Raw genomic sequence first — 24,477 nt, 5'->3', positions numbered from 1 at the left:
GGCATGGTAGACGTCCAGGATGCGATGGACCTCACGCCTGCGCGGCGCGAGATCCTTGAGGCCGCGGCGGACTGCTTCATGGAGCAGGGCTTCCACGCCACCAGCATCGATGTGGTGGCCCGGCGCATGGGCGCGACCAAGGGGCGCGTGTACCACCACTACCAGTCGAAGATGGACCTGTTCTTCGACGTGCACCGCCTCGGCATGCAGCTGCTGTTCGAGGCGGTCGAGCCTGCCAGCCGCGCGCCCGGCGATGCCGTGCAGGTGCTGGGCGGCATGATGCGCGCGCATGCCCTGGCCTTGTTCGAACACCACGCCTTCGAGAGCGTGGTGGTGCAGGGCGTGCACCTGCACCGCTTCGGCGCCACCACGCCGGCGCAGCGCAAGGTGCTCGACGAACTGATCGCCAGCCGCGACTGCTTCGAGCAGCTGTTCCGCCAGCAGCTGGAGCTGGGCCAGCAGCAGGGCTTGGTGGCCGCGGTGTCTCCGTCCATCGCGGTCAAGACGCTGCTGGGCGGGCTGCAGTGGTCGCTGGTCTGGTACCGGCCCGAGCGCGGCGATGGCGCGGCCCATCGCGAGCGGCTGGCCGACGCTATGGTGCACACGCTGGTGGACGGGCTGCGCGCCCGCGCGGTTGCGCCGACCGTAGGATCCCGCACGCGCAGGCGCCGCGCGGTTTGAGCTTGGCAGCGGTAATGCGCTGCGGGCTCTCACCACCTTTGCCCCATTGTCAACGGCTGGGATGCCCATGCTTTGACGGGCACCTATAGCAAGTCACTCGGCACAACGCTGCCGACGCTGCTTCATGGAAAATCCAGGCTCGGGCTTCGAAGGTGAGCTTTGGTGGTAGCCCTCCGATGCATGGAAGGTGAAACACCATGGCAAACTTCTACCTTCGAGAAACGCAGGAGCCATCGTGAAAGTTCGAAGGTTGGTGCCCGGTGAAGCGGAGAAGCTCTTCAGCATCCATTTTTCGGCGGTTCACCGGATCGCGGCACGTGACTACTCTCGCGAACAGCTTGAGGCTTGGGTGCCGCCTGATACAGACATGGCTGAATGGGTCTGCCGGATTCAGCGCCTCGATCCCTTCGTTGCCGAGATCGACGGGGAGCCAGTTGGCTATGCGGATCTTCAACCGTCGGGTTACATCGACCAATTTTTCGTTTCAGGCGTGCACGCTCGAATGGGCATCGGCCAGTGCCTGATGTTGCACATCATCGAAGAAGCGCACCGTGCCGCCATAGTCGATCTGACGTCGGATGTGAGTCTCACCGCCGAGCCATTCTTCGCAGCTAACGGCTTCCAGGTTGTCGAGCGTCGATTTCCAGTACGCCGCGGTGTAACACTGCCGAACGCGCTGATGCGCAAAATCCTTTAACGCCCTATCTGAAATCTGACTCACCTAGGGACTCTCTGCGCAGTGCGCTTCGAGATGTGCTGATGCCGGGCGGCAAACAGTAGCGGCAACCTCTCGTGCGCAGGCCATCGCAACGCTGTCTCTGCGCCTGGTCACCGCTGATCAGCACATCGCGGCGCGATTTGCGCAGACCTTCCCTAGTAATTTAATTGCGCAACCCTAGAAATGGACTGGCAGACAGCTTATTCGCGGTAGGACAACTCAAAGCGCTCGCACAACACAGGCATAGCCAGGTCCGGGACCCGACCGATGCGCTTGCACTCCGCACTGAAGTAGAGCCAATGACAATCCCTCCAATGCTTCAGTGAGCCGTCACCTTCGCCCTCTTCGGCGGCGAAGTCCAGGCCGACCTCTGCAAATTGGACTACAGACACCTCTAGGGTCTGAATAACACACAGCGGATTTCCCCGCCAGTCTGTCACGACGCTCAGGTGACCCGAGCGCGGGCGCGCACGCCCTGTGGCATCAAAGATCCAGTCCAGACTCGCGGTGGCGCGCTTGCGTCCTTCAAGTACCAACTCCGCCAACGAAGCCGCTCCCACCTCGTTGTTATCGAAGTGAAAGGCCTCGTAAAAGCGTTCGTGCATCGTAGTGCCGGCATTGGCCTCAAAGCGCTTCCAGAAGGATTGAATGTTTGGTGGGATTTGCATGGTTGGGCTCAACATGGCTTTGAGCTTATCCGCTGCGGGACGGCTTGACGTTGCGTCCGTGTCAAAGGCCACCCGCGCAGCGCGCTATCGCTCGCTCAGATATCTCCCATCGCCGTTTGTTGCGGCGATCACGAAGGTCAGCTCTAGACTTCCGTCAACAAGGCCGACGACGTACATGAACAAACTTGTTTCTCCAGAGCTATGCAATCCGATCAATGCGTGGGGCACACCGACCCCTTACCGTGGACTGTAGTAATAGTGGGTCTTCCGCACTTTGTGTGACGGCCCGCGCCGCGCCTTGATTGCGAGCCATTGACTCCCATGTATGTCTTACCATGCAACTACTCGCTGGGCTCGAGCGACTCCTTGCCCGCGTCGGCAAGCGCGTATTGCACGTCGAGCAGGGGGTCGGCGTGGTCACCGTGGAGGTCAGCAGTACGGTGCGTGCCGCGCCTTGCACGGTCTGCCGCCGCTGGAGTGACCGCGTTCATGGCGGCTTCGTCCGTTATCTCGCGGAACGCCCCGTCCTCGATCAGCGGCTGGTTCTGGCCGTCGAGATGCGTCGATTCAAATGCTCAGATGTTGGTTGTGCGCGCCGTACCTTCGCTGAATCCATCACCTCTCTGGCCGGCCGCCATCAACGTCGCACGCACTCCCAGTCTCGCGCCCTGCAAGCTCTTGGCCATGCACTCGGAGGTGAGGCTGCCGCCAGGCTTGCCGCAGCACTGGGGCTGTGCACCAGTGCAGACACGGTATTGCGTCAACTGCGACGCACAGACATTCGCCGGCGTCGTTACAAGCCGCGGATAGTTGGGATCGATGACTGGGCGATCGCGCGTGGTCACAACTATGGAACGATCATCGTCGATCTGGAGCGCCGTGAGCCCATCGAGGTCCTCGTCGGCCGCGAAGCCTCCGCTGTGACGCAGTGGCTGCGCAGGAACCCGTCTATCGAGATCGTCGCCAGGGATCGGGCCGGCGCGTACTCGGAGGCCGTAAACATCGCGCTGCCCCATGCCCAGCAGGTCTCCGATCGCTGGCATCTTTTGAGCAACCTGCGCGACAACGTCGAGCGCATGCTGCAGCGAATGGGCTCTCAGATGCGTGAGGCTGCCCGAAGGGTGGTCGTTACCGAACCGACCCACGGCCGCCAAGGGCGACGCGAGGGGCCCAGGCTGGCATGGTGGCAGCGTCTGAGCGACGATCGACGTTCCATCCGCTTGGCGTTGTACGACAGCGTGACGAAACTCCACACCCAAGGCAGAACGATGAAGTCGATCGCCGGCGAACTTGACATCTCGTACCAGACCGTCCGCAAGTTCGTTCACACTGGATCTTTCCCAGAGCGCGCCCGCAAGGCGCGTGGACACACGCCGCTGGACGCGCATCTCCAATACATCGAGGAGCGCATCGCCCAGGGTTCTCGCAACCCGCTGATGATCTGGCGCGAGGTGCGCCAGCGCGGCTACAGCGGAAGTCGGGCCTCGGTGAAAGCCTGCGTGGTCCGGCTTCTCTTCCCGCAGGGCAAGCCGGCGTTGGTTGATTCGGAGCCGACTGCTCGGACCATGCCTTGCCCGTCGGCACGGCGTGCATTCGGATGGTTGGTGGGCTGGCGCAAGCTCGCCGTTGAAGAACCAAAAAACGCAAACCACGAGCGCTTCGTGCAGGCGCTATGCGACATCGAGCCAGTCGTGGCGCAGGTGCGATCCCTGTCCCGGCAGTTCCTCGGAATCATGCACCGTCGCCGGCCGAGCGAGTTTGATCGGTGGCTAACGCAGTTGTCACGCTGCGAAGCTCCAGAGATGAAGAGCTTCGCCCGCAGCCTGCAGGCGGATCTGCCTGCCGTGCGCGCCGCCTTTCAACTTTCGTGGAGTAACGGTCAGACCGAAGGCCACGTCAATAGGCTTAAGTTCCTGAAGCGGCAAATGTATGGTCGTGGCAGCGTCGAGCTGCTGCGGCTTCGTGTGCTTCGACCGACTTGATCCGACCACCGCGGCAAGGGCGCCCGCGACGGCGGGCCGCGCAAGCAGACTTCGTCGGCGATCCCACTGGTGCCATGACCGCAAGCCTGGCTTGAGCTTGCCAACAGCCTCGTGGCAGTCCACCCGACATGCAAGGCAAAGGGGCCTCGTGGCTCCGCTTGGCCAACCGTCAATCAGCACGCTTCGCGGCACGTCACACAAAGTGCGGAAGATCCACTATTACTACAGTTGACGCCCGTGCAGATCGAGAAGGAGATCTTGGGGCACTCCTCGCTAGCGACGACGACGATCTACGTGACAACCGAGGACAAGCGGCGAATGAAGGCGATGGCGAAGTTCTGGGGAAAGACCTGATCATGTTCATGGCCTGAGCCTCACTCGAGAGCGGTCTGCCCAACTTCATCTTTCGGCCATCAGCCGCCAGTCGCGGATGTCTGCTTTCGTGTTCGTTCCGGGCTTTAGATGCTGCGCAGGTTCACGCGCGCGCTGGGACAGCGCCTCGGCGCTCTCGCGCCGCTCGCTATAGCGGTTCACCAGTTAGCCGGCGCAGTCGCGCGTCAGCAGCCTGAACTTCACCAGCTCCTCCATCACGTCCACCACGCGCTCGTAGTACGGCGAGGCCTTCATGCGGCCGTCTTCTTCGAACTCGGCGAAGGCCTTGGCCACCGACGACTGGTTGGGGATGGTCAGCATGCGCATCCAGCGGCCCAGCACGCGCAACTGGTTCACCGCGTTGAAGGACTGCGAGCCGCCCGACACCTCCATGACGGCCAGCGTCTTGCCCTGCGTCGGCCGCACCGAGCCGCTGGGGAATCTAGTCGATCTGCGACTTCATGATGCGGTCATGGCCCCGTGCCGCTCGGGCGAGCACCACACCATGCCCTCGGACCACTGCGCCAGCTCGCGCAGCTGCTGCACCTTCGGATGGTCCTTGGGCGCGCCATCGGGATGCGGCAGGCCGCGCAGATCGAAGATGCGCGGCTCGGCGCCCATGGCCTGCAGCAGCCGGGCCGCTTCCTCGGTCAGCATCCGGCTGTAGGAGCGCTGACGCATCGACCCGTAGAGCAGCAGGATGCGCGGCGGATGGGCCGCGCGCTCGGCCGGCAGCAGCCGCGCAAGATCGGGCCGGCGGAAGTGGCAACTCGCCAGTCAGACCGCCGCGGTGGCGGTCTGACTTATACCAAACAGCCTCCGCGGAGGCCGGTTCACTCACACACCCGCGTGAGAGCAATCTCCAGGTCCGACAGAGGCGCTGAGCACAGATTGCGTTAGGTCACTTCCGAGCGCCGAGAACCTTCATCACGGCAGAGCCGTTCAGGATTGGCTTGTCGTGCACTGAGACCGTTCCGCGCATGAAGGCCAGCGATCCTGTGGCCTGGATCAACTGCCCACGAGCGACGAGGAAGTCGCCGGTTGCTGCTGCGTTGAGAAACTGCGCGTCCAGTTGCACCGTTACGCAGGGACGGCGGCCGATCAGCTCCCAAGCGATAGCGCTGAGGGCGTGGTCAAGCAAGGACGTCAATGCGCCGCCATGAACCGCCCCATCCGGATTGAGGTGTTCATCCTCTGCCAGGACACCGTAGGCCCAGCCACGCTCTTCTTTCAGCGTCCAGAGTGGACCAAACCTTTCGGCGAACCCTAGCAGCTCACGTTGCTTCCAGCCGAGCGCTCGCAGCTCCTCGACCTTATCGGCAGCCGGGGCGGTCATGGCCGGCCTCCGAGTGTCAGGGACAAGGTCCGCGACTCCTCGAGCAATGCCTTGGCAAGCGCTTGCGTGATGCCCTTCGTCAGCTGGCCGGTTACGCCCACCGCGACTAACGCGTGCGTCATGCGCGCCTGCGTCGTGAGGACGGGCACCGCGATGACCGTGATCCCGCTCATGTAGTTGCCTTGGTCGATGCTGAAGCCTTGGCGACTGGCAGCGTTAACTTCCTTCTGCCACTGCGCGAACTCGGGCGCGTTGTCCCAACGCAGCTGCTTGAACTGCTTCAGGAGGTCGGCGTCAGAGAGCGCTGAGTGTGCGGCTACCAGCCGGCCGGTGGCGCTGGTCAGCGCCGGAAAACGGCTGCCCACCTCGACGTAGAAGCTGAACGGCGAGCGCGAGCGCGCCAGCGCGAGGACGACAAGGTCCTCGATGCCGGCCACCTTCACGCCGATGGTTGTGACGTTCCAGTCCTCGGCGATCTTGTCTAGCACCGGCTGGGCCAGCGTGTGAAAGGGATTGTTTTCGGCAACGCTGCGCGCCAGCGACAGCACGCCCACGCCCAGCGTGTAGCGCTTGGTCGAAGCGTCGACTTGGACCATCTGCTCCTCGACTAGCGCTCGGAGGATGTGCAGGCAGGTGCTCGTGACCATCTCCAGTTCCTGCGAGATCGTCTTCAGCGTCGAGGGTTCGGTCTGTTGGGCGAGGAACCGCAGGATCGCCAATGCCCGTGACACGGCCGGTACTGGCCGCACGCGGGGCGTCTTGGAACGCTGCGAAGTGGTAGAGGTAGAAGGAGAGGGCATAGGGGCGTGTCGAGAGCGTCCCGAGGATACGTCTCTTCGCCTTGCCATCAACCCGTCGAAAGGTGTAGAGGTCATGCTTCAATCAATTGTATCAAGACAATTGGCAGTTGTATTTGACAATTCTAGGCTGCCGCCGAAAAAATGTCTCCATCGAAATCGGAGACATGCACATGACGCGGTTGACTCAATTCAGTTCCTACGCAGATGCGCAGACGCACTGCAGTCCAGCTGCCCTGTGGGATCTGTTCGACGGTGACCGCGAGCACCTCAACATCGCCCACGAGTGCATCGATCGTCATGCCGGCAGCGGCCGCGACGCCGTCGTGCTGGTGCGCCCAGACGGCGAGGACGAAGTCCTGACCTTCGCGGCAATCTCCGAAGCGTCCTCGCGCTTCGCGCACTACCTTGTCTCTCGGGGCGTTGGACCTGGCGACCGCGTGGCCGTGATGCTGGAGCCTTCGCTGGCCTTCTACGCCGCGATCTTTGGCGCAATCAAGATGGGCGCCATCGCAGTGCCGCTGTTCACGTTGTTCGGTCCCGACGGCGTTCGCCTGCGGGTGGCCGATTGCAAGCCTCGCATCGTCGTCACCAACCCCGAGAAGGCGCCTGCCGTGCCCACGCAGGAAGGACTCGAGGTGCTCATCGCCGACGCGGCCTTCATGGCCGACTTGCGCGGCTACCCCGCGACGTACGCGGTGAAGACCCGTGCCGACGACCTGGCCATCTTCCAGTACACCTCGGGCACCACCCGCGAGCTGCCGGATGCGGTGAAGCACACTCACCGCGCGCTGGTCACGCTGATGCTTGCCGCGTTGTACGGCACGGGTGTGCGCCCTGGCGACCGCTTCATGTGCCCGTCGTCACCTGCGTGGGGGCATGGGCTGTGGCACGGCACATTGGCCCCACTCGCCATGGGTGTCACCGTGGGCGCATATGCTGGCAGGTTCAGCGGAGAGAAGCTTCTCGAAGCCCTCTCGAAGCATCGCTTCAACAACCTGTCGGCGGCAGCCACGCACTACCGGATGATGCGCAATTCCGGCGCGGCGGCGCGGTTCAGCTATGTGCTCGACAAGGTCTCCTTCACCGGCGAGCCCATCGACAGCGAGACGGCTGCATTCGTGGAAGCCACGTTCGGGCACACAGCGTGCAGCATGTACGGCACCACCGAGATTGGCGTGTGCCTGGTCAACTACCCTGGCGCGAACGACTTTCCGGTGAAGTCGGGGTCGCTCGGCAAGCCGGTTCCCGGCTTGCGTGTGGAAGTCCAGGACGCCGATGGCAAGCCCTGCGCTCCGGGTGTGGCCGGCGAGCTCAAGCTCTGGCGCAAAGGTGAATGGATCGCGACCAAGGACCTCGGCCGCGTGGACGAGGACGGCTACTTCTGGCACGGCGGCCGTGCCGACGACGTGATCATCTCCGCAGGCTGGACCATCGGTGCCGTCGAGGTCGAGGACGCCATCCTCAGGCACCCCGATGTGCTGGAGGCCGCCGCCATCGGTGTGCCCGATGCCCTGCGCGGGCTGGTCGTCAAGGCCTTCGTCGTGTCGAAGCGGCCGGGCAGCGAAGGCTTCATCCAGGAAATACAGGACGGCGTGCGCGCCCGGTTGAGCCAGCACGAGTACCCCCGGCAGGTCGCCTTCGTCGCGGAGCTCCCTAAGACGCCCGCCGGAAAGATCCACCGCAAGAAGCTGCGCGAGCAGGAAGCGGCCAACGCCGAGCTGGCCGAGCAGGCCTCGCTCGCTCCCCAACCCTGAACCGTTTCACCACAAGGAGACAGCATGTCTACGACCACCGAGCGCACGTTCCCGAAGATCACCGACGAGGGCATGGAGGACCTGCGCAAGCGCATCGGCCTGAAAATCGGCGCCACCGCCGAGCCCTGGTGCTATGAGGCCACGCGCGACAACATCCGCCACTACGCCCACGGCATCGGCGACGACAACCCGCTGTGGTGCGACCCTGACTACGCGGCCAAGACCCAGTACGGCGGCATCATCGCATTGCCGAGCTTCCTGTTCTCGACGAGCCGCATCGTCTCCGGCTATGTCGGCGGTCTGCCAGGAGTGCACGCCATGTGGTCCGGTGCAGACTGGCAGTGGCACAAGCCCGTGAAGCGCAACGACACCATCTCGACCGAGGCCTACCTCAAGGATCTGGTCGAGCACCAGACACGCTTCGCCGGCCGTGCCGTTCAGCAGATCTACCACGTGGACTTCTTCAACCAGGACGGCGACAAGGTCGCCGAGGCCGACAGCTGGTGCTTCCGGACCGAGCGCGACCATGCGCGCGAGCAGGGGAGCAAGTACAAGGAAGTGCGCGAGCGCGCCCCGCGCCGCTATTCGCCCGAGGAGATCCAGGAAGCGTACAAACTGTACGCCCAGGAAGAAGTGCGTGGCAGCACGCCACGGTACTGGGAGGATGTCAAGGAAGGCGAGGCGCTGCCCGTGATGTTCAAGGGCCCGATGACGGTGACTGGCTTCATCGCCTACGCGCAGGGTTGGGGCGGCCTGTACATCCGCGCCAACAAGCTGGCCTGGCGCCTGATCGATGCACACCCGGGCGTGGGCATCACCAACCGCCTCGGCATTCCGGACGTGCCCGAGCGCGTGCACTGGGAAGAAGACTTCGCGCTGGAAGTGGGCGCGCCCGGTGCCTACGACTACGGCCCCGAGCGCACTTCCTGGATGACGCACCACCTGACCAACTGGATGGGCGACGCCGGCTTCCTGTGTCGATCGCACTGCAAGATCCGTCGCCACAACCCCGAGGGCGACATGCTCTTCATCAAGGGCATGGTCAAGCGCAAGTTCGTGGAAGACGGCCGCCATCTGGTGGAGATCTCGCAGGAGGCGCACAACCAGGACGACGAACTGTCGGTGGTGGCTTCCGGCGTCGTCGAGCTGCCGTCGCGCGGTTGAGCCTGCGCGACTGACCCCCGGTGGCCCGTGCAGGGCCGCCGATCGAATCTTCGGCACAGACCCGCAGCCGGCTCGCCAGCCGGTTCGCGGAGCCATGCCTTCACGAGAGCGGCCATGGAACGTCCCACTCACGCCGGCGCGCACGCGCCAGGCGCCCTCGCCGGGCTGCGCGTCATCGATCTCTCCAGGGTGCTGGCTGGTCCGCTCTGCACCCAGATGCTGTCCGACCATGGCGCAGACATCATCAAGATCGAGCCGCCCAGCGGTGACGAGACGCGGTCCCTGGGCCCGCCGTTCGACAAGCACGGCGATGCCGCCTACTTCACGGCTGTGAACCGCGGCAAGCGCGCCATGGCCATGAATCTGGCCGACCCAGCGGGGCGGGACACCTTGTTCCGCCTCATCGAGGACGCCGATGTTCTGATCGAGAACTTCGTTCCCGGCACGATGGCGCGGTGGGGCCTGGACTACGAGGCGTCGCTTAAGCCGCGGTTTCCGCGACTGATCTACTGCGCGGTGACGGGCTTTGGAGCCGACGGCCCGCTCGGGGGCCTCCCGGGCTACGACGCCGTGCTGCAGGCGATGTGCGGGCTCATGAGCGTCAACGGCGACGAGGCATGCGGGCCCACACGGATCGGTGTGCCGATCGTCGATCATCTGACGGCCTACGTAGCGTTGACCGGCATCCTGATGGCCCTGAACGAGCGGCACGTCTCGGGCCATGGGCAGCGCGTGGAGGCCACGCTGTTCGACACGGCCATGAGCCTGCTGGTCCCGCATGCGGCCAACTGGATGTACTCCGGCGCGGTGCCAGGCCTTTTGGGAAGCGCGCACCCGAACATCGCCCCCTACGACAAGTTCGCGTGCGCGGACGGGCTTGTCTTCCTGGGCATCCTCAACGATCGGCAGTTCATGAAGTTCTGCCGCTTCGTGGGCATGGAGCAGCTCGCCGAGGATGCCCGCTTCGCAACGAATGCAGCCCGTTTGCAGCACCGAACCGCGTTGAGCGGCGAGATCGAAGCTGCGCTTTCGGGTTGGAGCCGCGATGCCCTGTGTGCCCAGCTGATGCGCATCGGCGTTCCGATCGGCCCCGTGAACACCGTGCCCGAGGCCTTCGCGCAAGCGCACGCCGCGCACCGAGGGGCTTGCGTCGAGATGGGGGCGTACCGCGGCATCGGCCTGCCGGCCGTGCTGTCGCGCACGCCGGGCTCCGCCAAGCGCGAGCCGCCAAGGTTCGGCGAGCACGCCAGCCAGATCCTCGGAGAGGCCGGCTTCTCCGAGCTTGATGTCCGACAGCTGATGGAGCAGGGCGTCCTCCATCAGAGCGCACCGCCCTAGCACGCCGCCTTGGTTTCGACCCGCTTATTCAAAAGGAGACAACGACATGACCGTATTCCGATTCCTGATGGCCTGGGCCATCGCCTTCCTCAGCGCCGCGGCTTTCGGCGCGCAATACCCATCGAAGCCGATCCGCATCATCGTTCCATACCAAGCGGGGCAGGGGACCGATGTGGCGACGCGCTACATCGCGGACCAGCTGAGCAAGAGCTTGGGCCAGGCCGTGATCGTGGAGAACAAGGCCGGCGCCGGCGGAAACATCGGAGCAGCCGAGGCGGCGCGAGCGGCCGGGGACGGCTACACCTTTGTCATGGGGACCAATGGGACGCACGTGCTGAACCAGTTTCTGTATCCGTCCATGCCCTACGACACCGAAAAGGACTTCGAGCCGGTCGCGCTCGTCAGCACTTTCCCGATGGTCATCCTCGCGAATGTCAGTGTCCCGTACAACACCTTCGCCGAGTTCATGGCCGAAGCCAAGGCCCGCCCGGACACGGTCAACGTGGCGCTGCCCAGCACCACGGCGCGGCTGGTTCTGGAACTTCTGCAGCAACAGAGCGGGACGCACCTGCGCGCGGTCCCCTACAAGGGCTCGGGCACCTCCATGACCGATCTGATCGGCGGCCAGGTGCTGGTCGGCATCGACACGGCAAGCGCGGCAAGGCCGTTCGTCTCCAATGGCCGGCTCAAGGCCCTGGCGGTGACCTCGCGCAGCGAATCCACCCTGCTACCCGGCGCCAAGAGCGTCGCGTCGTCGGGATTGAACGACTTCGAAGTCCTTGCCTGGAACGGTCTGTACGCCCCGCGTGGAACACCGGCGGCAGTCGTCCAACGGATCAACGCGGAAGTGGCCAAGATCCTGGCCCAGCCCGAGGCACAGCGTCGTCTGCTGGAGTTGGGCCACGAGGTGGCCGGTGGCACGCCGGAGCAGTTGGGGACCTTCGCGGCAGCCGAGCGCAAGAAGTGGGGCGCATTGGTGAAGAGCGTTGGCCTGAAGATCGACTAGGCAGGATGCAGACCGCACCGGTTGCAACGCGAACGGGAAACGCCCGGGCACAGACGCCGATGGCCTTCATCCGCGCGATCGTGCTGGCGTACGCCAAGGCGGGGAAGGACGCGACCCATGCACTGCGATCCGGCGGACTGGTGCGCAGCCAGGTCGACGACCCCATGGCGCGCGTCACGGCCGAACAGATGGAGTCTATCTGCCACTTCGCGATGCGGGAGCTGGACGATGAGGCGCTCGGCTGGTTCAGCCGCACGTTGCCCTGGGGAACGAACGGGATGCTCTGCAGAGCGGCGTTGCCGTCGCCGACCCTGGGGGTGGCGCTGAAACGCTGGTGCCGGCACCACGGCTTGATGGTGGATGCCATCGCCATGCGCATCTCTGTTCGCAACGCATTGGTCACCGTGGAGGTCGAAGAGCGCAAGGACCTCGGAGAGCAGCGCGAGTTCGCCCTGGTGAGCATGCTGCGGTCCGTTCACGGCGTCGCGTGCTGGTTGGTGGACTCGCGCATTGCGCTGCGGAGCGCGGCCTTTCCTTACCCGCCGCCGGAGCACTCGGCGGCCTACAGCTGCATGTTCGGCGCCGGCTTGTGCTTCGATGAGAAGCAGGCGTCCATCCGCTTCGATGCGCACTGCCTTGGCATGCGGGTGGTGCGGGACGATGCGGATCTTCGCCAGATGCTCAAGCGGCCCTTGCCCCTGCTGGTGCACCAGTACCCGCGTGTGCGGCTGGTTGGGAGGCAAGTCCGCAACCTGCTCAGAGCGCACACCTCCAAGTCTCTGGCAGCCTCGGACCTGGCGTCGAAGTTGAACTTGTCGGTGCGGAGCCTGCACCGGCACCTTGCCGAGGAGGGCTTCTCTCTTCAAGCGATCAAGAACGATGTGCGCCGAGACGCCGCGATCGCATCGTTGGCACACAACGGCCGGCCGCTGAAGCAGGTTGCAGGTTCGGTGGGGTTTCAGAACGAAGCGAGCTTCAACCGTGCTTTCCGGGAATGGACAGGGCAGACGCCGACGGCTTACCGTCGTGGGCTAGATGGCACCGCGGCGGCTGGCGGCCGACTCGCGCATGGCCGCCTCGCCGAGGCGACGCGACTCTCGAACTGACTGCCGGCGTCATGACATCGGTAACACCGAAGCCGTGCGCGCCAGCGGGGCATCCACCGGTGCCAGCGCGAGCGCGCGCTGGACCGCATGGGCAAGCTCACGCATGTTGCCTGGCCAAGTCGATGTGCGCAGTGCATGACGCACCTGCAATGGCACCCGGGCCGGCAGCGCGTTGAAGCGCCGCAGCAGCGCATCAAGAACGGCATTGAAGTCGTGCCGCTCTCGCAGTGGAAGCAGCTGCAGCGTGTGGCTCGCAATGCGCTATATCAGGTCACCCCGGCTGCCCTGGCGCACCGGCACCGGCAGGCCGCGGTGGGAGGCGCAGACCAGGTGCACGTCCACCGGCCGCGCACGCATGCAGGCCGGGCGCACCACCTTGAAGCTGTCGAGCAGGTGCAGCAGCGAGACCTGCAAAGCGAGCGGCATGTCGCCGACCTCGCCCAGGGAATGCGTGCTGCCGTGCGCGCCCTCGATCTTTCCCGGGGCGCGACCGCGCCGGGTGCCGGTGAACGTGCCGTCCACATAGCCGAACAGGTCGCCGGCCAGCAGCTCGCCCGGGATCGCCGCGCAGTTCAGCGCGACCAGCGGCCCGGCCGCGCTCGGGCCTGCAGCATGCAGCGCGCGGGCCGCAACCTCCTTGCTGGTGCCGGTCTCGCCCGTGACCAGTATGGGCAGCCCGACTGACGCGACACGCAGGCCGCGGTCGTAGGCCAGTACCAGCAGCTCGTCGCTGAGCGCCGCCTGCGCGGACGGAGTAGCCGCGCGCAGCTGCAGCGGGGCCGTGCGGGCCGCCGGCTGCACCATCTCCATCGCCACGGCACGCAGCCGCACGCCGTCGGCAAGCCGCATCGCCGCGCCCTGACGCGCGTGGCGCAGCGCGGACATCCAGGCCCCAAAGCCCACGCTAAACAGTTGCTCGAATGGCTTGGCCGACGGCGGCCCGGCTGCCAGACCGAGAAGCTGCCGCGCCGCGCGGTCGGCGGCCACCAATTCGCCACCCTCCCTGAAGGCCAACTATGCGCCGCTGCCGGAGGGCACGCTGGCCGCGCCGCCGGCGTCGATCTCCACATGCACGAGCGCCGGTATGCGCTGGAACCGCCGGTGCTCGATGCGGTGGGCACAGCGCGAGGCCAACCACAGTGTGCTGTCAACCAGGCCCGGCATGTCGCTGCTGACGTCGACGGCGCGGACCACCCGCCCTGGGGGTCGAGCACCCGCGCCGCGCCGCAGTGGAAGATCTGCGTCTCGGTGCGGAAGTGATTGAAGCCCAGGACCAGCGCCGGCTAGACCTCGCGGATCGCCACTGCCATGGCCGTGGTCCAATGGATGACTTCGACAGGTACACGCCGGCGCAGAAGGTTTGCCGCAGCAGCGTGCTGCGCTGAGCGATGGCGCCATCCACCATCAGTGCATTGCGGGGTGGTCTGTCAGCAGCACTGCATAGCCGGCGTCGGCGACCGAGACCGCGAGGTGGCCAGCTCCCGGCCCGCGTCCTCCTGTAGCGTTGAACTAGATGACGCCCGACGCCTTCAGATCAGAAAGCTCCTCTTTTGAAACTCCGACGCTGCCGTAGACCTGCTCGTTATGCTGCCCCGTTGCCGGGCCGACAGAGGGAATGCGAGCAAGGCGACCGATGAATCGCGGTACCGGTGCCGGCGCAGGAATCGAACCGACGTCCGGGTCTTGCAGTTCAATGAACGCCTTGCGTTCTCGGAAGTGCGGGTCGTTGACCAAGTCAGCTGTCGTGTAAACCTTGCTGAAGGGAACCTGCGCGTTCTGGAGCCTCTTCGACAGCTGCTCGAATGTTTGACCGACGCACCATGTGTCGATGAGCTGGTCCAGAGCTTCCAAGTTGGCTGTGCGATTCACGGAGGAGGAGAAGCGGTCATCGTCGACAAGGTCGGGCCGGTCCATGGCCACGCAAACACGCTTGAACGTGACATCACCGGAGCCGACCAGCGTAATCCACGCTCCGTCAGCGCTTCGGTATACGTTTGACGGCGCGGTGTAGGTCGCCCGCGAGCCAGAGCGCATCCGGTCTACTCCGGCAACCACGTATTCGGCAGCGAGCGGGTCCAGAAGGCGCATCATTGCTTCGGTGGCTGCGAGGTCAATCTCGACGCCCCGCTGCTCGTTGCGCGGCTTCGCATTGCGTTCCACCAGAGCGGTCGCTATCGAGAACGCCCCGAACAAACCGGAGATGGCATCGCCGAGCGGAAAGTTCATGTGCTGCGGCGGGCCGTCGCGTTCGCCGGTGAGGTTCGCAAAGCCGCTCATCGCCTCAAAGATACGCGCGAAGCCGGGCCGGCGCGCGTAGGGGCCGTTCTGCCCGAAACCAGTGAGGCGCAGCACAACCAGCCGAGGGTTGTGGCGGTGGAGCGTCGCAATGTCGAGCCCCCACCCGTCGAGGGTTCCGGTCCGGAAATTCTCGACCAGCACATCGAAGTCGGCGATGAGCTTGAGGAACAGGTCGCGGCCCGCCGGCTTGCGCACGTCCAGGGAGATTCCCTTCTTGCCACGGTTTGCCGTTTTCCAGAACAGCGGATGGCCTTGAAATACTGGAGCCAGGCCGCGCAACGTGTCGTTGCCATTGGGTAGCTCCAACTTCACGACGTCTGCGCCCATGTCGGCGCAGAGCGTTGCGGCGAACGGCGCGGCCAACACCGTCGCCATGTCAAGAATGCGGATGCCGCTGAGCGGAAGTTCATGCATGGCAGTACTTCGAGGACTTGAGGAAGAAAAGGGGGGTGGGTTTGTATGGTCGAGACCGCGTTGTGCTCAGGTCACTCGTCGGCGCGGAATCCCGAACGCTCGATGACCTTTGCCCACCGTGCCTGGGCATTCGTCGTCAGCCCGACGTATGCGGCGCCGTCGAGGTAGGCCGAGGAGTAGTCGCCCACCTGCAGCTTCTCTTGGAACGCCTGCTCTGCCGCGACTTGGCGAACGGCATCGGCAAGTTGGGCAACCAGTGCCCTGTCCAAGCCCACAGGAGCAAGCAGGCCGATGTTTTCCTGGACCACGCCGTTCGGGAAGCCCAACTCCGCAAGGGTGGGCACGTCCGGGGTCGTCGGTGAGCGCTGCGGAGCGGTGACCGCCAGCAGACGAATGCGCCCGCCCTTGGCAAGCTCGCGGAACGTGCCGGAAAGGTTTGCAGCCAACGCAATCTCGCCGCCAATGGTGGCCTGGGTGAGCTGGGGGCCACCGCGGTAACTCACATCCTGGAGCTTCACGCCCGCGTCCTGAGCCAGCAGGTAGCCGGTGAAGTGGGGGGCTGTTCCCATGCCGGGATGGCCGTAGTTCGCAGGGTTGCGCTTGGCCCACTCCAAGAATTCGGGGAGCGTCTTGTAGGGCGCCGTCGTCGCCGAGGCCAAGCCCATGTGGTAGTCGCAGAACTTGGCGACGGCGGTGTAGTCCTTGAGCGGGTCGTACGCCAGCTTGCGGTAGAAGCTCGGGAAGATGCTCAACATGCCAGACGGAACGACTGCGAGAACGGACCCGTCGTTCGGTGCACGCTTGAGTTGCTCCATTGCAATGCGACCGCTCGCTCCGACTCGGTTGTCGACGATGAAGGTGCGGTTCAGGACCTGCTGAAGCCGGTCCGCCAGGAGCCTGGCGACGTAGTCCACACCGCTGCCGGCGGGGAAGCCGACGAGCAGTGTGGTCGTCCGGGTAGCCTGCGCCATCGCGCTTCCGCTGCCGAGAACCAGGGCTGCCGCCCCCGACGCGCGCAGAGCGTTCGTGCTCACCAGGGCGCTGCACTGCCGCAGGAAATGTCGTCTTGCCAAAGCCACTCTTGTCTCCTTCGTTCGCCGATGCGCCACGTGCGACGTGCGCGGGCCGCTTGGTCGGGAGCGCAATTAAAGCACTTGCTTTACACAGAATCAAGCATTCGACTGTTTTTCTAAAGCACTTGACTTAACAGAACTGGCGCCCCTAGACTTCGGCCGCATCAAGACCCAAAAACTGGAGAACAAACGTGAACGGTGCTGAAGCCCTGGTGCACTCCCTGCTGGACGCAGGCGTCGATACGTGCTTTGCCAACCCCGGCACCTCTGAGATGCATTTCGTCGCCGCGCTGGACCGGATTGCCGGCATGCGCTGCGTGCTCGGACTGTTCGAGGGCGTCGTGACCGGTGCCGCCGACGGGTACTACCGACTCGCCGACCGCCCGGCCGCAACCCTTTTGCACCTGGGTCCGGGCTTGGCCAACGGTCTTGCGAACCTGCACAACGCCAAGAAGGCGCATTCGGGCATCGTCAACGTCGTGGGCGAGCACGCGACCGCGCATCTGGAACTCGACGCCCCTCTGACATCGGACGTGGAAGGCGTTGCGCGCCCGATGTCGCACTGGGTGCACACGGTGGAATCGGTGGACAAAGTCGCGAACGCCGGCCGTGCCGCGGTGTCCGCTGCGAGCGCCCGACCGGGGCAAATTGCCAGCTTGATTCTTCCCGCCGACAAAGCTTGGTCCGAGTTCGGCGATGCCCCTGCGGCCCAAGGCGCAGTCATGACTGCGGCACCAGACGCGGTGGACGCCGAGTCCGTCTTGTCCATCGCAAAGACGCTGCGGTCTTCCGGCAAGTCCACCTTGCTGCTCCTGGGCGGACCCGCTGTCCGCGAAGGCGCGGCCCAGTGGGCAGGCCGCATCGCGGCCGCAACTGGCTGTGCCGTGATGTGCGAGTTCTACGCAGAACGGATTTCCCGTGGTGCTGGCAGATTTCCATTGCCTCGGCTCCCCTACAGCGTCGACGCCGCGGTGCAGAAGCTCGCTGCCTTCGAGCACATTGTCTTGGTGGGCGCTATGCCACCAGTCGCGTTCTTCGCCTACCCGAACAAGCCGGGGCGGTTGTACTCGCCCGGGACGAACCTGCATCGGCTGGCCCATCGCGGGAACGATGTCGAAGGCGCGCTTCGCATGCTCGCCGAAGCAACGGACGCCACACGCACTGCGTTCGTGACGCCGAGCCGGCGCCAGGCGGCGGACACTGAAGGCCCGCTGACACCCGCTTCGATTGGTGCCTTGCTGGCCACGTTGATTCCCGAGAACGCCGTTGTGGTCGACGAGGCGGTCAGCACCGGTCGCGGGTTCGATGGGGTCACGCACGATGCTGCACCGCATGAGTGGCTGACCACGATGGGGGGCTCCATTGGCTATGCGCTGCCAGTGGCGGTCGGGGCCGCCATCGCAGCGCCCGAGCGCAAGGTCGTCGCACTCGTTGGCGACGGCAGTGCTATGTACACCTTGCAAGCGCTGTGGACCATGGCTCGAGAAGGCCTGGACGTCACCACGGTCATCTTCGCAAACCGGACCTACCAGATTCTGCGGGGTGAATTCGCCAATGTGGGTGCAGGGGAACCTGGTGCGCGGGCGACGGATATGCTCACCATCGACAGGCCAGCGCTTGACTGGGTGTCGCTGGCACGCGGTCATGGTGTCGGTGCCACCCGAGTCACGAACCTGGCCGAGTTCGCGGCGGCCATGCGGAGCTCACTTGCATCCGGTGGACCGTCTCTGATTGAGGTGATTCTCTAAGGAGCCGCCTGCGGCTCCCTTCCAAGGAAAACGATGGCCACGACCGGTTCCACCCCAAAGCCCAAGGCATCCCCGCGCGCCGCTGCATCCAAGAGCGAGGGCACGGAGCTGCTGCTCGAGACGGCGCAACGCCTGTTTGCAGAGCGCGGAATCGATGCGGTCTCCATGCGCGAGATTGCCCGGGAAGCTGGACAGCGCAACAACTCCGCGCTGCACTACCACTTTGGCTCCAAAGAGGCCTTGGTGCGCGCAATCCTGCAGGCGGGAATGCGAGAACTGGACATCCTGCGCAACGACTACATCAGTCGCCTCTTGGCCACCGAACGTCAGCGCGATGTGCGTGGCCTGGTCGAGGCCCTCGTCTGGCCCTTGGCGTCCAAGCTCATGACGAGCAACGGCAACACGTACAACCGCTTCCTCGCAGCTGTGCAGCTGCATCCGGACATCGAACTTTCGGCAGCTACCGCTGATGACATCGACCGCGGTTTCCGACGGGTCTACCAGTACATGGGCCCAGCGCTGCCAGAACTGCCGGAGACCCTCCTGCGGCAGCGCTACCTCTCAGCCATCAGTTATCTGTTCTTCAGCCTTGCGGACTTTGAGCGCGTCAGCGCCCGCCGCAGTCGCAAGAACCGAGGCTTTGACATGCAGCGTGCGATTGAAAACCTCATCGACATGCTGACCGGAGCGTTGACCGCGCCGGTTTCCACGCAGGTGCGCCAGCGCCTGACCGGGGCTCAGGCGCCCACAGAAGAAGACCAGACCGCCTGATTCCATTCGCGTTTTTTTCCCTTCCATTGGGGAAGGGTGGCCGCGTTCGGCCTTTTTCAGAGGAGACGACATGAAATTGAACAAATTTTGGGCAACAGCGGTGATGGCAAGCGCCGCATTCTGCGGGGTGGCCTCGGCACAACAGGGTTATCCAAAGCAACCGATTCGCCTGGTGGTCCCCTACGGCGCCGGGGGTCCCACGGACGCGGTTGCCCGCATCGTCGGACAGGCCATGTCGACCGAGCTCGGCACGCCCATCATCGTGGAGAACAAGGCAGGCGGTGCGAGTTCCATCGGTACCAATTACGTCGTTCGTGCCCAGCCGGATGGCTACACCCTGCTGGTGGTCGCTGCGAACCTTGTGCTTAATCCGGCGACAGGCATCGAGACCCCGTACGACGCGCTCAGGGACCTGAAGCCCATCGCGGCCCTGGCCAACATGCCCATCCTGGTTGCGGTCAATCCGAAAGTGCCCGCAAAGGACCTCGGTTCCCTCATCGAATGGATTCGCGCGCAACCTGAGTCCGTGCCATATGCCAGCCCGGGAGCCGGGACGCTGACCCAGAGCTGGGGCGAGATGCTGGCCCAGAAGTACAAGCTCAAGCTGACGCACGTCCCGTACAAGGGTTCGGCGGAAGCGTCTCGCGCAGCCCTTGCTGGCGATGTGCCGCTGCTGTTCGACTTGGGCGGCGTGACCGCAGCGCTGATTGCGCAAGGCAAGCTGCAAGGCATCGTGACGCCAGGAGCCGCTCGCGCGCCAGGCCTGCCCAACCTGCCGACGGCGCGGGAGTCCGGGTTCAAGGATGTGGACGCTGAGAGCTTCCTCGGTTTGGTCGGCCCTGCGAACTTGCCCCAGGACATCGCGGCCAAGCTCAACGCCGCAGCCAACACCGCGTTGAAGAACCCGCGCGTCATCGAGTCCATTCGCTCGCTCGGATTGACGCCAACCGGCGGCACCGCGGAAGCGTTCGGCAGCTTCCTGTCCGATGAGCTCAAGCGCTGGACCGCCGTCGCCAAGAGCACAGGCATCCGTCCTGCGCAATAACCGAACCCCCACAAAGCGGAAGTCACCATGGACGTCGTCCTTCTCGAAAAGCACCCAGGTTGGTGCGAACTCATCCTCAACCGGCCGGACCGAAAGAACGCGGTCGAAGGAACCTTGGCCAGCGCGTTGAAGGACGCTATCGCTCAGATAGAAGAGGACCAGGATATCCGCGCCGTCGTGCTCCGCGGCGCAGGCGGTGCATTCTGTTCGGGCCTGGACACCAAAGCGTTCTCGGCAGAGCCCAAACCCGACTGGGTAGCCGGATGGCCCTCCCTGTGGGAATCTGTCCACACCGCCCTGGTGTCCAGCAAGAAGGTGTGGCTTGTCGCCCTTGAGCGCTACGCCATCAATGGCGGGGCCGCTCTCGCGCTGGCCGGCGACCTCATGGTCTGCGGCCGCAGCGCCTTCCTGCAGGTGGGGGAAATCAGCATCGGCATGGCCGCGCCCCGTATTGCGGCCTGGCTTGCTTTGCGCCACAGCGAAGCGGTCGCAGCACGTCTTTGTCTGACGGCGGAGCGCATCCCCGCGGACGACTTGGTCCGCCTTGGCATCGGTACCGAGTGTGTGGAGGACGACCAAGTGCTGGCCAGAACGCGAGAGCGCGCGACCGCCATCGCAGCATTCCCAGCCAATGCCGTCGCTGCGGTCAAGTCGGGCATGCGCGCCGCCACCCTGCACATGCCGCCGGCAGCCTGGTCCAAGGCGTGTACCGAGTTCGACGTGTTCGGTGGCAAACCACTCGGTCCCGTCAAGAGCAACAAGTCGGCCTGACGCTGCCAAGGAGAACTGAACTGTGAAAACCGCCATTACCGAACTGCTGAACATCCGCTATCCCATCATCCAAGGGGGAATGATGTGGGTGGGGCGCGCTGAGCTGGCCGCCGCTGTGTCTAATGCAGGCGGCCTCGGGACACTGACTGCCTTGACGCAGCCCACGCCGCAGGCACTGCTCGCCGAAATCGAGCGCTGCCGGGCGATGACCTCTGCGCCGTTCGCGGTGAACCTGACGATTCTGCCCACCGCGTCGCCGCCGCCCTACGGCGACTACGCACAGGCCATCATCGAGAGCGGCGTGAAGATTGTGGAGACTGCCGGCCGACACCCCGACGAGATGACGGAAGCCTTCAAGCGCGCCGGCATCAAGCTCATCCACAAATGCACCTCGGTTCGCCACGCCCTATCTGCGCAGAAGCGCGGGGTGGACGCCATCAGCATCGACGGCTTCGAATGCGCTGGACATCCCGGTGAGGATGACATTCCGGGCCTCATCCTGATTCCCGCTGCGTGCGCCAGGCTGAACATCCCCGTTGTCGCCTCGGGCGGCATCGCGGACGGACGCACGATGGCCGCGGCGCTGTCGCTGGGTGCTCAGGGGGTCAACATGGGAACGCGCTTCATGATGACCCAGGAGGCCCCCATCCATGTGGATGTGAAGGAGGCGTTGACGGGTGCCAGCGAGAACGACACCACACTCATCTTCCGCGGCCTGCGCAACACGGCTCGCGTCTGGCGCAACGCCGTTGCAGCACAAGTGAACCAGCTCGAGCGTCGCGCCGAGGGCGCCACGTTCGAAGACCTCAGGCCGCTGGTCTCTGGTGCTCGGGGACGCGCAGCTCTCGAGTCCGGCCAAGCAGACGACGGTCTCATCTGGGCCGGCCAGTGCATCGGCCTCATCGACGACATCCCGACGTGCCAGGCACTCATCGACCGCATGCTGCAGGACTGCCGCGCATCGCTGGCAAGCGCCACCCGCATGTTCGCCGACACCGCCGTTCGCTGAGCCCGCCCCCCCCGCACCATCTCGTTGCCGGCTTCGAAGCCGGCTGTGACCCAACATGAATCTCGACTTCACGCCCCAAGAGGAGCAGTTCCGCCAGGAGGTTGCATCCTTCCTGCGCGCAGAACTCCCTGAAGACATTGCCAACAAGGTCGCCATGGACGAGCGCCTCAGCCGCGAGGACATGGTGCGCTGGCATGCCATCCTCCAAGCACGTGGCTGGTTGGCCAACCACTGGCCGAAGGAGCACGGCGGTCCCGGCTGGACCGCCACGCAGCGCTACATCTTCGAGTATGAGAGCGCAATGGCGAACGCGCCGCGGCCCATCCAGTTCGGCATCAACATGCTGGGGCCCGTGCTCATCAAGTTCGGCAGCGAGGAACAGAAGGCGCACTACCTGCCGCGCATTCTGGATGGCAGCGACTGGTGGTGTCAGGGCTACTCCGAGCCGGGTGCCGGCTCGGACCTTGCCTCGCTCAAGACCACAGCCGAGTTGCGCGGCGACAAGTACATCGTCAACGGCCAGAAGACGTGGACGACGCTTGGGCAGCACGCCAACATGATGTTCTGCCTGGTGCGCACGGAGAAGACTGCGAAGAAGCAGGAGGGCATCAGCTTTCTGCTCATCGACATGCGGATGCCTGGCATCGAGGTCCGCCCCATCATCACCATCGACGGCGAACACGAAGTCAACGAGGTGTTCCTGACCAATGTCGAGGTTCCCGTGGAGAACCTCGTGGGGCAGCAAGGGCACGGATGGACGTGTGCCAAGTACCTGCTCGGCTATGAGCGCACCGGCATGGCCGGCGTGGGCTACGCATACGCGGCGCTCTACCGCCTGAAGAAGGCCGCGGCAACAGTGCAGCGACGCGGCGCTCCTCTCCTGTCGCAGCCCGGCTTTCGCCGAGAGCTCGCGCTCCTGGAAATTGAAGCGGGCAACCTGCGCGTCACCAATTTCCGCACGCTCGCAGCTGTCGAGAAGGGCGGTGGCTCCGCTGCCGCGGCCTCCATGCTGAAGATTCAAGGTTCGCGACTGCGGCAGGCCATCAACGCGCTGTCACTGCGTGCGATGGGCGTGTATGGCCCGCGCGTGGTGAACGACCTCACCGACGAGGCCGAGCTCGACCTTCAGGACATCGGACCGGCCGCCTCCACGCGGGCCGCTGTCACGTACCTGAACAACCGAAAGCTGTCCATCTTCGGTGGCTCCAACGAGGTCCAGATGAACATCATTTCCAAGACGATTGGTCTCTGAGGTCAGCACCATGGATTTCGAATTCAGCTACGAACGCAAAGCCCTCGCAGAGAGCATCGCTCGTTTCGCTCGCGACAACCTGTCCACCCCCTCCCACCGCTCCAAGCAGTTTGGCTCGACTGCCGCCAAGACGCAAGGCTGGCGAAGCCTGGCGGAGATTGGCGCTGTCGGTGCCCTGTTCCAGCAAGACGTCGGCGGGTTCGGTGACGACACGTTCGATGTCGTCAACGTCTTCGAAGCGTTGGGACGGGAGCTGGTCGTGGACCTGCCGTTCCTCGGGGCCTTGATGGCAGGCCAGGTTCTGGCAAGCACGCCGGCCACGCATCCGGTACTGGACAAGCTCGTCTCTGGCGAGCAGGTGGTGACGCTGGCGCATTGCGAGCCTGGCGCGTTGTGGGAGCCTTCGTACGTGACTGCATGCGCGCAGCAGCGCTCAGGCGCATGGGTCTTGGACGGCATCAAGGCAGCCGTGCCGAACGCGCAGGACGCGCAGCACTTCGTGGTCAGCGCGCGAACTGCTGGTGCAAGCGCGGACGAGGACGGCATCACGCCCTTCCTGGTCGATGCGTCAGCGGAAGGACTGCGCGTCCGGCCGTATCCGGAGATTGACGGCGGTCGCGCGGGCGAAGTGGTGCTGGAGTCGGTTGTCGTTGCCGACAGCGCCCGCATTGGGCCGGTGCACGAAGGGCACACCGCGCTTCAGCAAGCCATCGCTGCGGGCACGCTGGCCATCAGCGCCCAGGCTGTCGGCGCGATGGACCAGCTCGTCCAGGCCACGACCGAATATCTCAAGGTGCGCAAGCAGTTCGGTGCACCCATCGGCGCAAACCAGGCGCTGCAGCACCGCATCGTTGAAATGATGCTCGAGCTGGAGAAGGCCCGGTCCGCCGTCATCAATGCAGCGGCCCTCAGTGGCTCCGCACAGCTTCAGGCAATTTCAGCCGCGAAGCTCACCGCAAACCAAGCCGCGCGTCGCATCGCCGAGGAAGCCATCCAGCTTCACGGCGGCATTGGGATGACATGGGAGCTTGAGCCTGCCCACTATGCCAGCTGGCTCTCCATGCTGAGCTCGCGTCTGGGGGACGACGACGTGCATCTGGACCGCTACGTCGCCCTTGCTGAGACCGTAACCGCATAGCCCAAGCACTGTGCCCAAGGGCACCGGCGTTGT

The 24,477-nt window shown here is 64.8% G+C and carries 24 protein-coding genes and 1 pseudogene; 15 read left to right on the top strand and 10 right to left on the bottom strand.

Going from position 1 to position 24,477, the window contains the following annotated elements:
- The first annotated feature begins 3 nt into the window (after positions 1-3).
- Entirely contained in the window at positions 4-681 is a 678-nt protein-coding gene (locus DES41_RS36635; protein WP_114472622.1) for a TetR/AcrR family transcriptional regulator, read from the top strand.
- A gap of 235 nt (positions 682-916) precedes the next feature.
- Positions 917-1,378 carry a GNAT family N-acetyltransferase gene (locus DES41_RS36630; protein ID WP_114472621.1) on the top strand — a complete coding sequence of 154 codons (462 nt, stop codon included), beginning with the start codon at positions 917-919 and terminating at the stop codon, positions 1,376-1,378.
- Between the two features lie 221 nt (positions 1,379-1,599).
- On the opposite strand, the gene DES41_RS36625 is transcribed toward DES41_RS36630, so the two are convergent.
- Positions 1,600-2,067: an ASCH domain-containing protein gene (locus DES41_RS36625; RefSeq protein WP_114472620.1), complete on the bottom strand. Its 468-nt coding sequence runs from the start codon at positions 2,065-2,067 to the stop codon at positions 1,600-1,602.
- Between the two features lie 335 nt (positions 2,068-2,402).
- On the opposite strand from DES41_RS36625, the gene DES41_RS36620 reads away from it, so the two are divergent.
- A complete protein-coding gene (locus DES41_RS36620; protein WP_114472619.1) occupies positions 2,403-4,049 on the top strand; it encodes an ISL3 family transposase in 1,647 nt (548 codons plus the stop codon).
- A 399-nt stretch (positions 4,050-4,448) separates the two neighbouring features.
- Here the strand turns inward: DES41_RS36620 and DES41_RS39730 are convergent, their stop codons facing one another.
- From DES41_RS39730 to DES41_RS36605, 4 genes and pseudogenes are all read right to left on the bottom strand, one after another.
- Positions 4,449-4,583 (bottom strand): hypothetical protein, encoded by a 135-nt coding sequence (locus DES41_RS39730; RefSeq protein ID WP_281277272.1) that lies wholly within the window; start codon positions 4,581-4,583, stop codon positions 4,449-4,451.
- A 3-nt stretch (positions 4,584-4,586) separates the two neighbouring features.
- Positions 4,587-5,078: pseudogene (locus tag DES41_RS36615) on the bottom strand (NAD(P)H-dependent oxidoreductase).
- Between the two features lie 244 nt (positions 5,079-5,322).
- On the bottom strand, positions 5,323-5,757 hold the full coding sequence (locus DES41_RS36610) for a PaaI family thioesterase (RefSeq protein WP_114472618.1): 435 nt from the start codon (positions 5,755-5,757) through the stop codon (positions 5,323-5,325).
- Positions 5,754-6,506: an IclR family transcriptional regulator gene (locus tag DES41_RS36605; protein ID WP_245966045.1), complete on the bottom strand. Its 753-nt coding sequence runs from the start codon at positions 6,504-6,506 to the stop codon at positions 5,754-5,756. Before DES41_RS36605 ends, DES41_RS36610 begins: the two co-directional genes overlap by 4 nt.
- Positions 6,507-6,727: 221 nt before the next feature.
- Between DES41_RS36605 and DES41_RS36600 the strand changes: the two genes are divergently transcribed.
- From DES41_RS36600 to DES41_RS36580, 5 genes are read left to right on the top strand one after another with little or no spacing between them, the layout of a single operon-like run.
- Positions 6,728-8,311 carry an acetate--CoA ligase gene (locus tag DES41_RS36600; RefSeq protein ID WP_114472616.1) on the top strand — a complete coding sequence of 528 codons (1,584 nt, stop codon included), beginning with the start codon at positions 6,728-6,730 and terminating at the stop codon, positions 8,309-8,311.
- A gap of 24 nt (positions 8,312-8,335) precedes the next feature.
- Entirely contained in the window at positions 8,336-9,475 is a 1,140-nt protein-coding gene (locus DES41_RS36595; RefSeq protein WP_114472615.1) for an FAS1-like dehydratase domain-containing protein, read from the top strand.
- A gap of 27 nt (positions 9,476-9,502) precedes the next feature.
- Positions 9,503-10,813, top strand: a complete 1,311-nt coding sequence (locus DES41_RS36590; protein ID WP_245966044.1) for a CaiB/BaiF CoA transferase family protein — start codon at positions 9,503-9,505, stop codon at positions 10,811-10,813.
- 46 nt (positions 10,814-10,859) lie between these two features.
- On the top strand, positions 10,860-11,819 hold the full coding sequence (locus tag DES41_RS36585; protein ID WP_114472613.1) for a Bug family tripartite tricarboxylate transporter substrate binding protein: 960 nt from the start codon (positions 10,860-10,862) through the stop codon (positions 11,817-11,819).
- A gap of 59 nt (positions 11,820-11,878) precedes the next feature.
- Entirely contained in the window at positions 11,879-12,925 is a 1,047-nt protein-coding gene (locus DES41_RS36580) for an AraC family transcriptional regulator (protein WP_211333163.1), read from the top strand.
- Positions 12,926-12,934: 9 nt separating this feature from the next.
- Here DES41_RS36580 and DES41_RS39990 read toward each other — a convergent pair whose 3' ends face one another.
- From DES41_RS39990 to DES41_RS36560, 5 genes are all read right to left on the bottom strand, one after another.
- Positions 12,935-13,153, bottom strand: a complete 219-nt coding sequence (locus DES41_RS39990) for an AAA-type ATPase lid domain-containing protein (protein ID WP_484280912.1) — start codon at positions 13,151-13,153, stop codon at positions 12,935-12,937.
- Between the two features lie 33 nt (positions 13,154-13,186).
- Positions 13,187-13,912: a sigma 54-interacting transcriptional regulator gene (locus tag DES41_RS36575; protein WP_147283058.1), complete on the bottom strand. Its 726-nt coding sequence runs from the start codon at positions 13,910-13,912 to the stop codon at positions 13,187-13,189.
- A 27-nt stretch (positions 13,913-13,939) separates the two neighbouring features.
- Positions 13,940-14,089: a hypothetical protein gene (locus tag DES41_RS38650; protein WP_170168405.1), complete on the bottom strand. Its 150-nt coding sequence runs from the start codon at positions 14,087-14,089 to the stop codon at positions 13,940-13,942.
- 345 nt (positions 14,090-14,434) lie between these two features.
- Positions 14,435-15,637 (bottom strand): CaiB/BaiF CoA transferase family protein, encoded by a 1,203-nt coding sequence (locus DES41_RS36565; protein ID WP_114472609.1) that lies wholly within the window; start codon positions 15,635-15,637, stop codon positions 14,435-14,437.
- A 71-nt stretch (positions 15,638-15,708) separates the two neighbouring features.
- The gene (locus DES41_RS36560; RefSeq protein WP_147283057.1) at positions 15,709-16,716 is read right to left on the bottom strand and encodes a Bug family tripartite tricarboxylate transporter substrate binding protein; all 1,008 of its coding nucleotides are present in this window, start codon (positions 16,714-16,716) and stop codon (positions 15,709-15,711) included.
- Positions 16,717-16,901: 185 nt separating this feature from the next.
- Between DES41_RS36560 and DES41_RS36555 the strand changes: the two genes are divergently transcribed.
- The 7 genes from DES41_RS36555 to DES41_RS36525 all read left to right on the top strand — a co-directional run bounded on the left by DES41_RS36555 (position 16,902) and on the right by DES41_RS36525 (position 24,444).
- Positions 16,902-18,458: an acetolactate synthase large subunit gene (locus DES41_RS36555; protein WP_114472607.1), complete on the top strand. Its 1,557-nt coding sequence runs from the start codon at positions 16,902-16,904 to the stop codon at positions 18,456-18,458.
- 33 nt (positions 18,459-18,491) lie between these two features.
- The gene (locus DES41_RS36550; RefSeq protein WP_114472606.1) at positions 18,492-19,229 is read left to right on the top strand and encodes a TetR/AcrR family transcriptional regulator; all 738 of its coding nucleotides are present in this window, start codon (positions 18,492-18,494) and stop codon (positions 19,227-19,229) included.
- Positions 19,230-19,299: 70 nt separating this feature from the next.
- Positions 19,300-20,274: a Bug family tripartite tricarboxylate transporter substrate binding protein gene (locus DES41_RS36545; protein WP_114472605.1), complete on the top strand. Its 975-nt coding sequence runs from the start codon at positions 19,300-19,302 to the stop codon at positions 20,272-20,274.
- 27 nt (positions 20,275-20,301) lie between these two features.
- Positions 20,302-21,045 (top strand): enoyl-CoA hydratase/isomerase family protein, encoded by a 744-nt coding sequence (locus DES41_RS36540; RefSeq protein WP_114472604.1) that lies wholly within the window; start codon positions 20,302-20,304, stop codon positions 21,043-21,045.
- Between the two features lie 22 nt (positions 21,046-21,067).
- Positions 21,068-22,054 carry an NAD(P)H-dependent flavin oxidoreductase gene (locus DES41_RS36535; RefSeq protein WP_114472603.1) on the top strand — a complete coding sequence of 329 codons (987 nt, stop codon included), beginning with the start codon at positions 21,068-21,070 and terminating at the stop codon, positions 22,052-22,054.
- A gap of 55 nt (positions 22,055-22,109) precedes the next feature.
- Positions 22,110-23,306: an acyl-CoA dehydrogenase family protein gene (locus tag DES41_RS36530; protein WP_114472602.1), complete on the top strand. Its 1,197-nt coding sequence runs from the start codon at positions 22,110-22,112 to the stop codon at positions 23,304-23,306.
- 10 nt (positions 23,307-23,316) lie between these two features.
- On the top strand, positions 23,317-24,444 hold the full coding sequence (locus tag DES41_RS36525) for an acyl-CoA dehydrogenase family protein (RefSeq protein ID WP_114472643.1): 1,128 nt from the start codon (positions 23,317-23,319) through the stop codon (positions 24,442-24,444).
- Positions 24,445-24,477 lie beyond the last annotated feature (33 nt).

It is taken from the genome of Pseudorhodoferax soli, from assembly GCF_003337555.1.
Taxonomy (GTDB): Bacteria; Pseudomonadota; Gammaproteobacteria; order Burkholderiales; family Burkholderiaceae_C; genus Pseudorhodoferax; species Pseudorhodoferax soli.
Note: the sequence above shows the minus strand (reverse complement) of the source record. Positions and strands in the feature narration are given on the sequence as shown.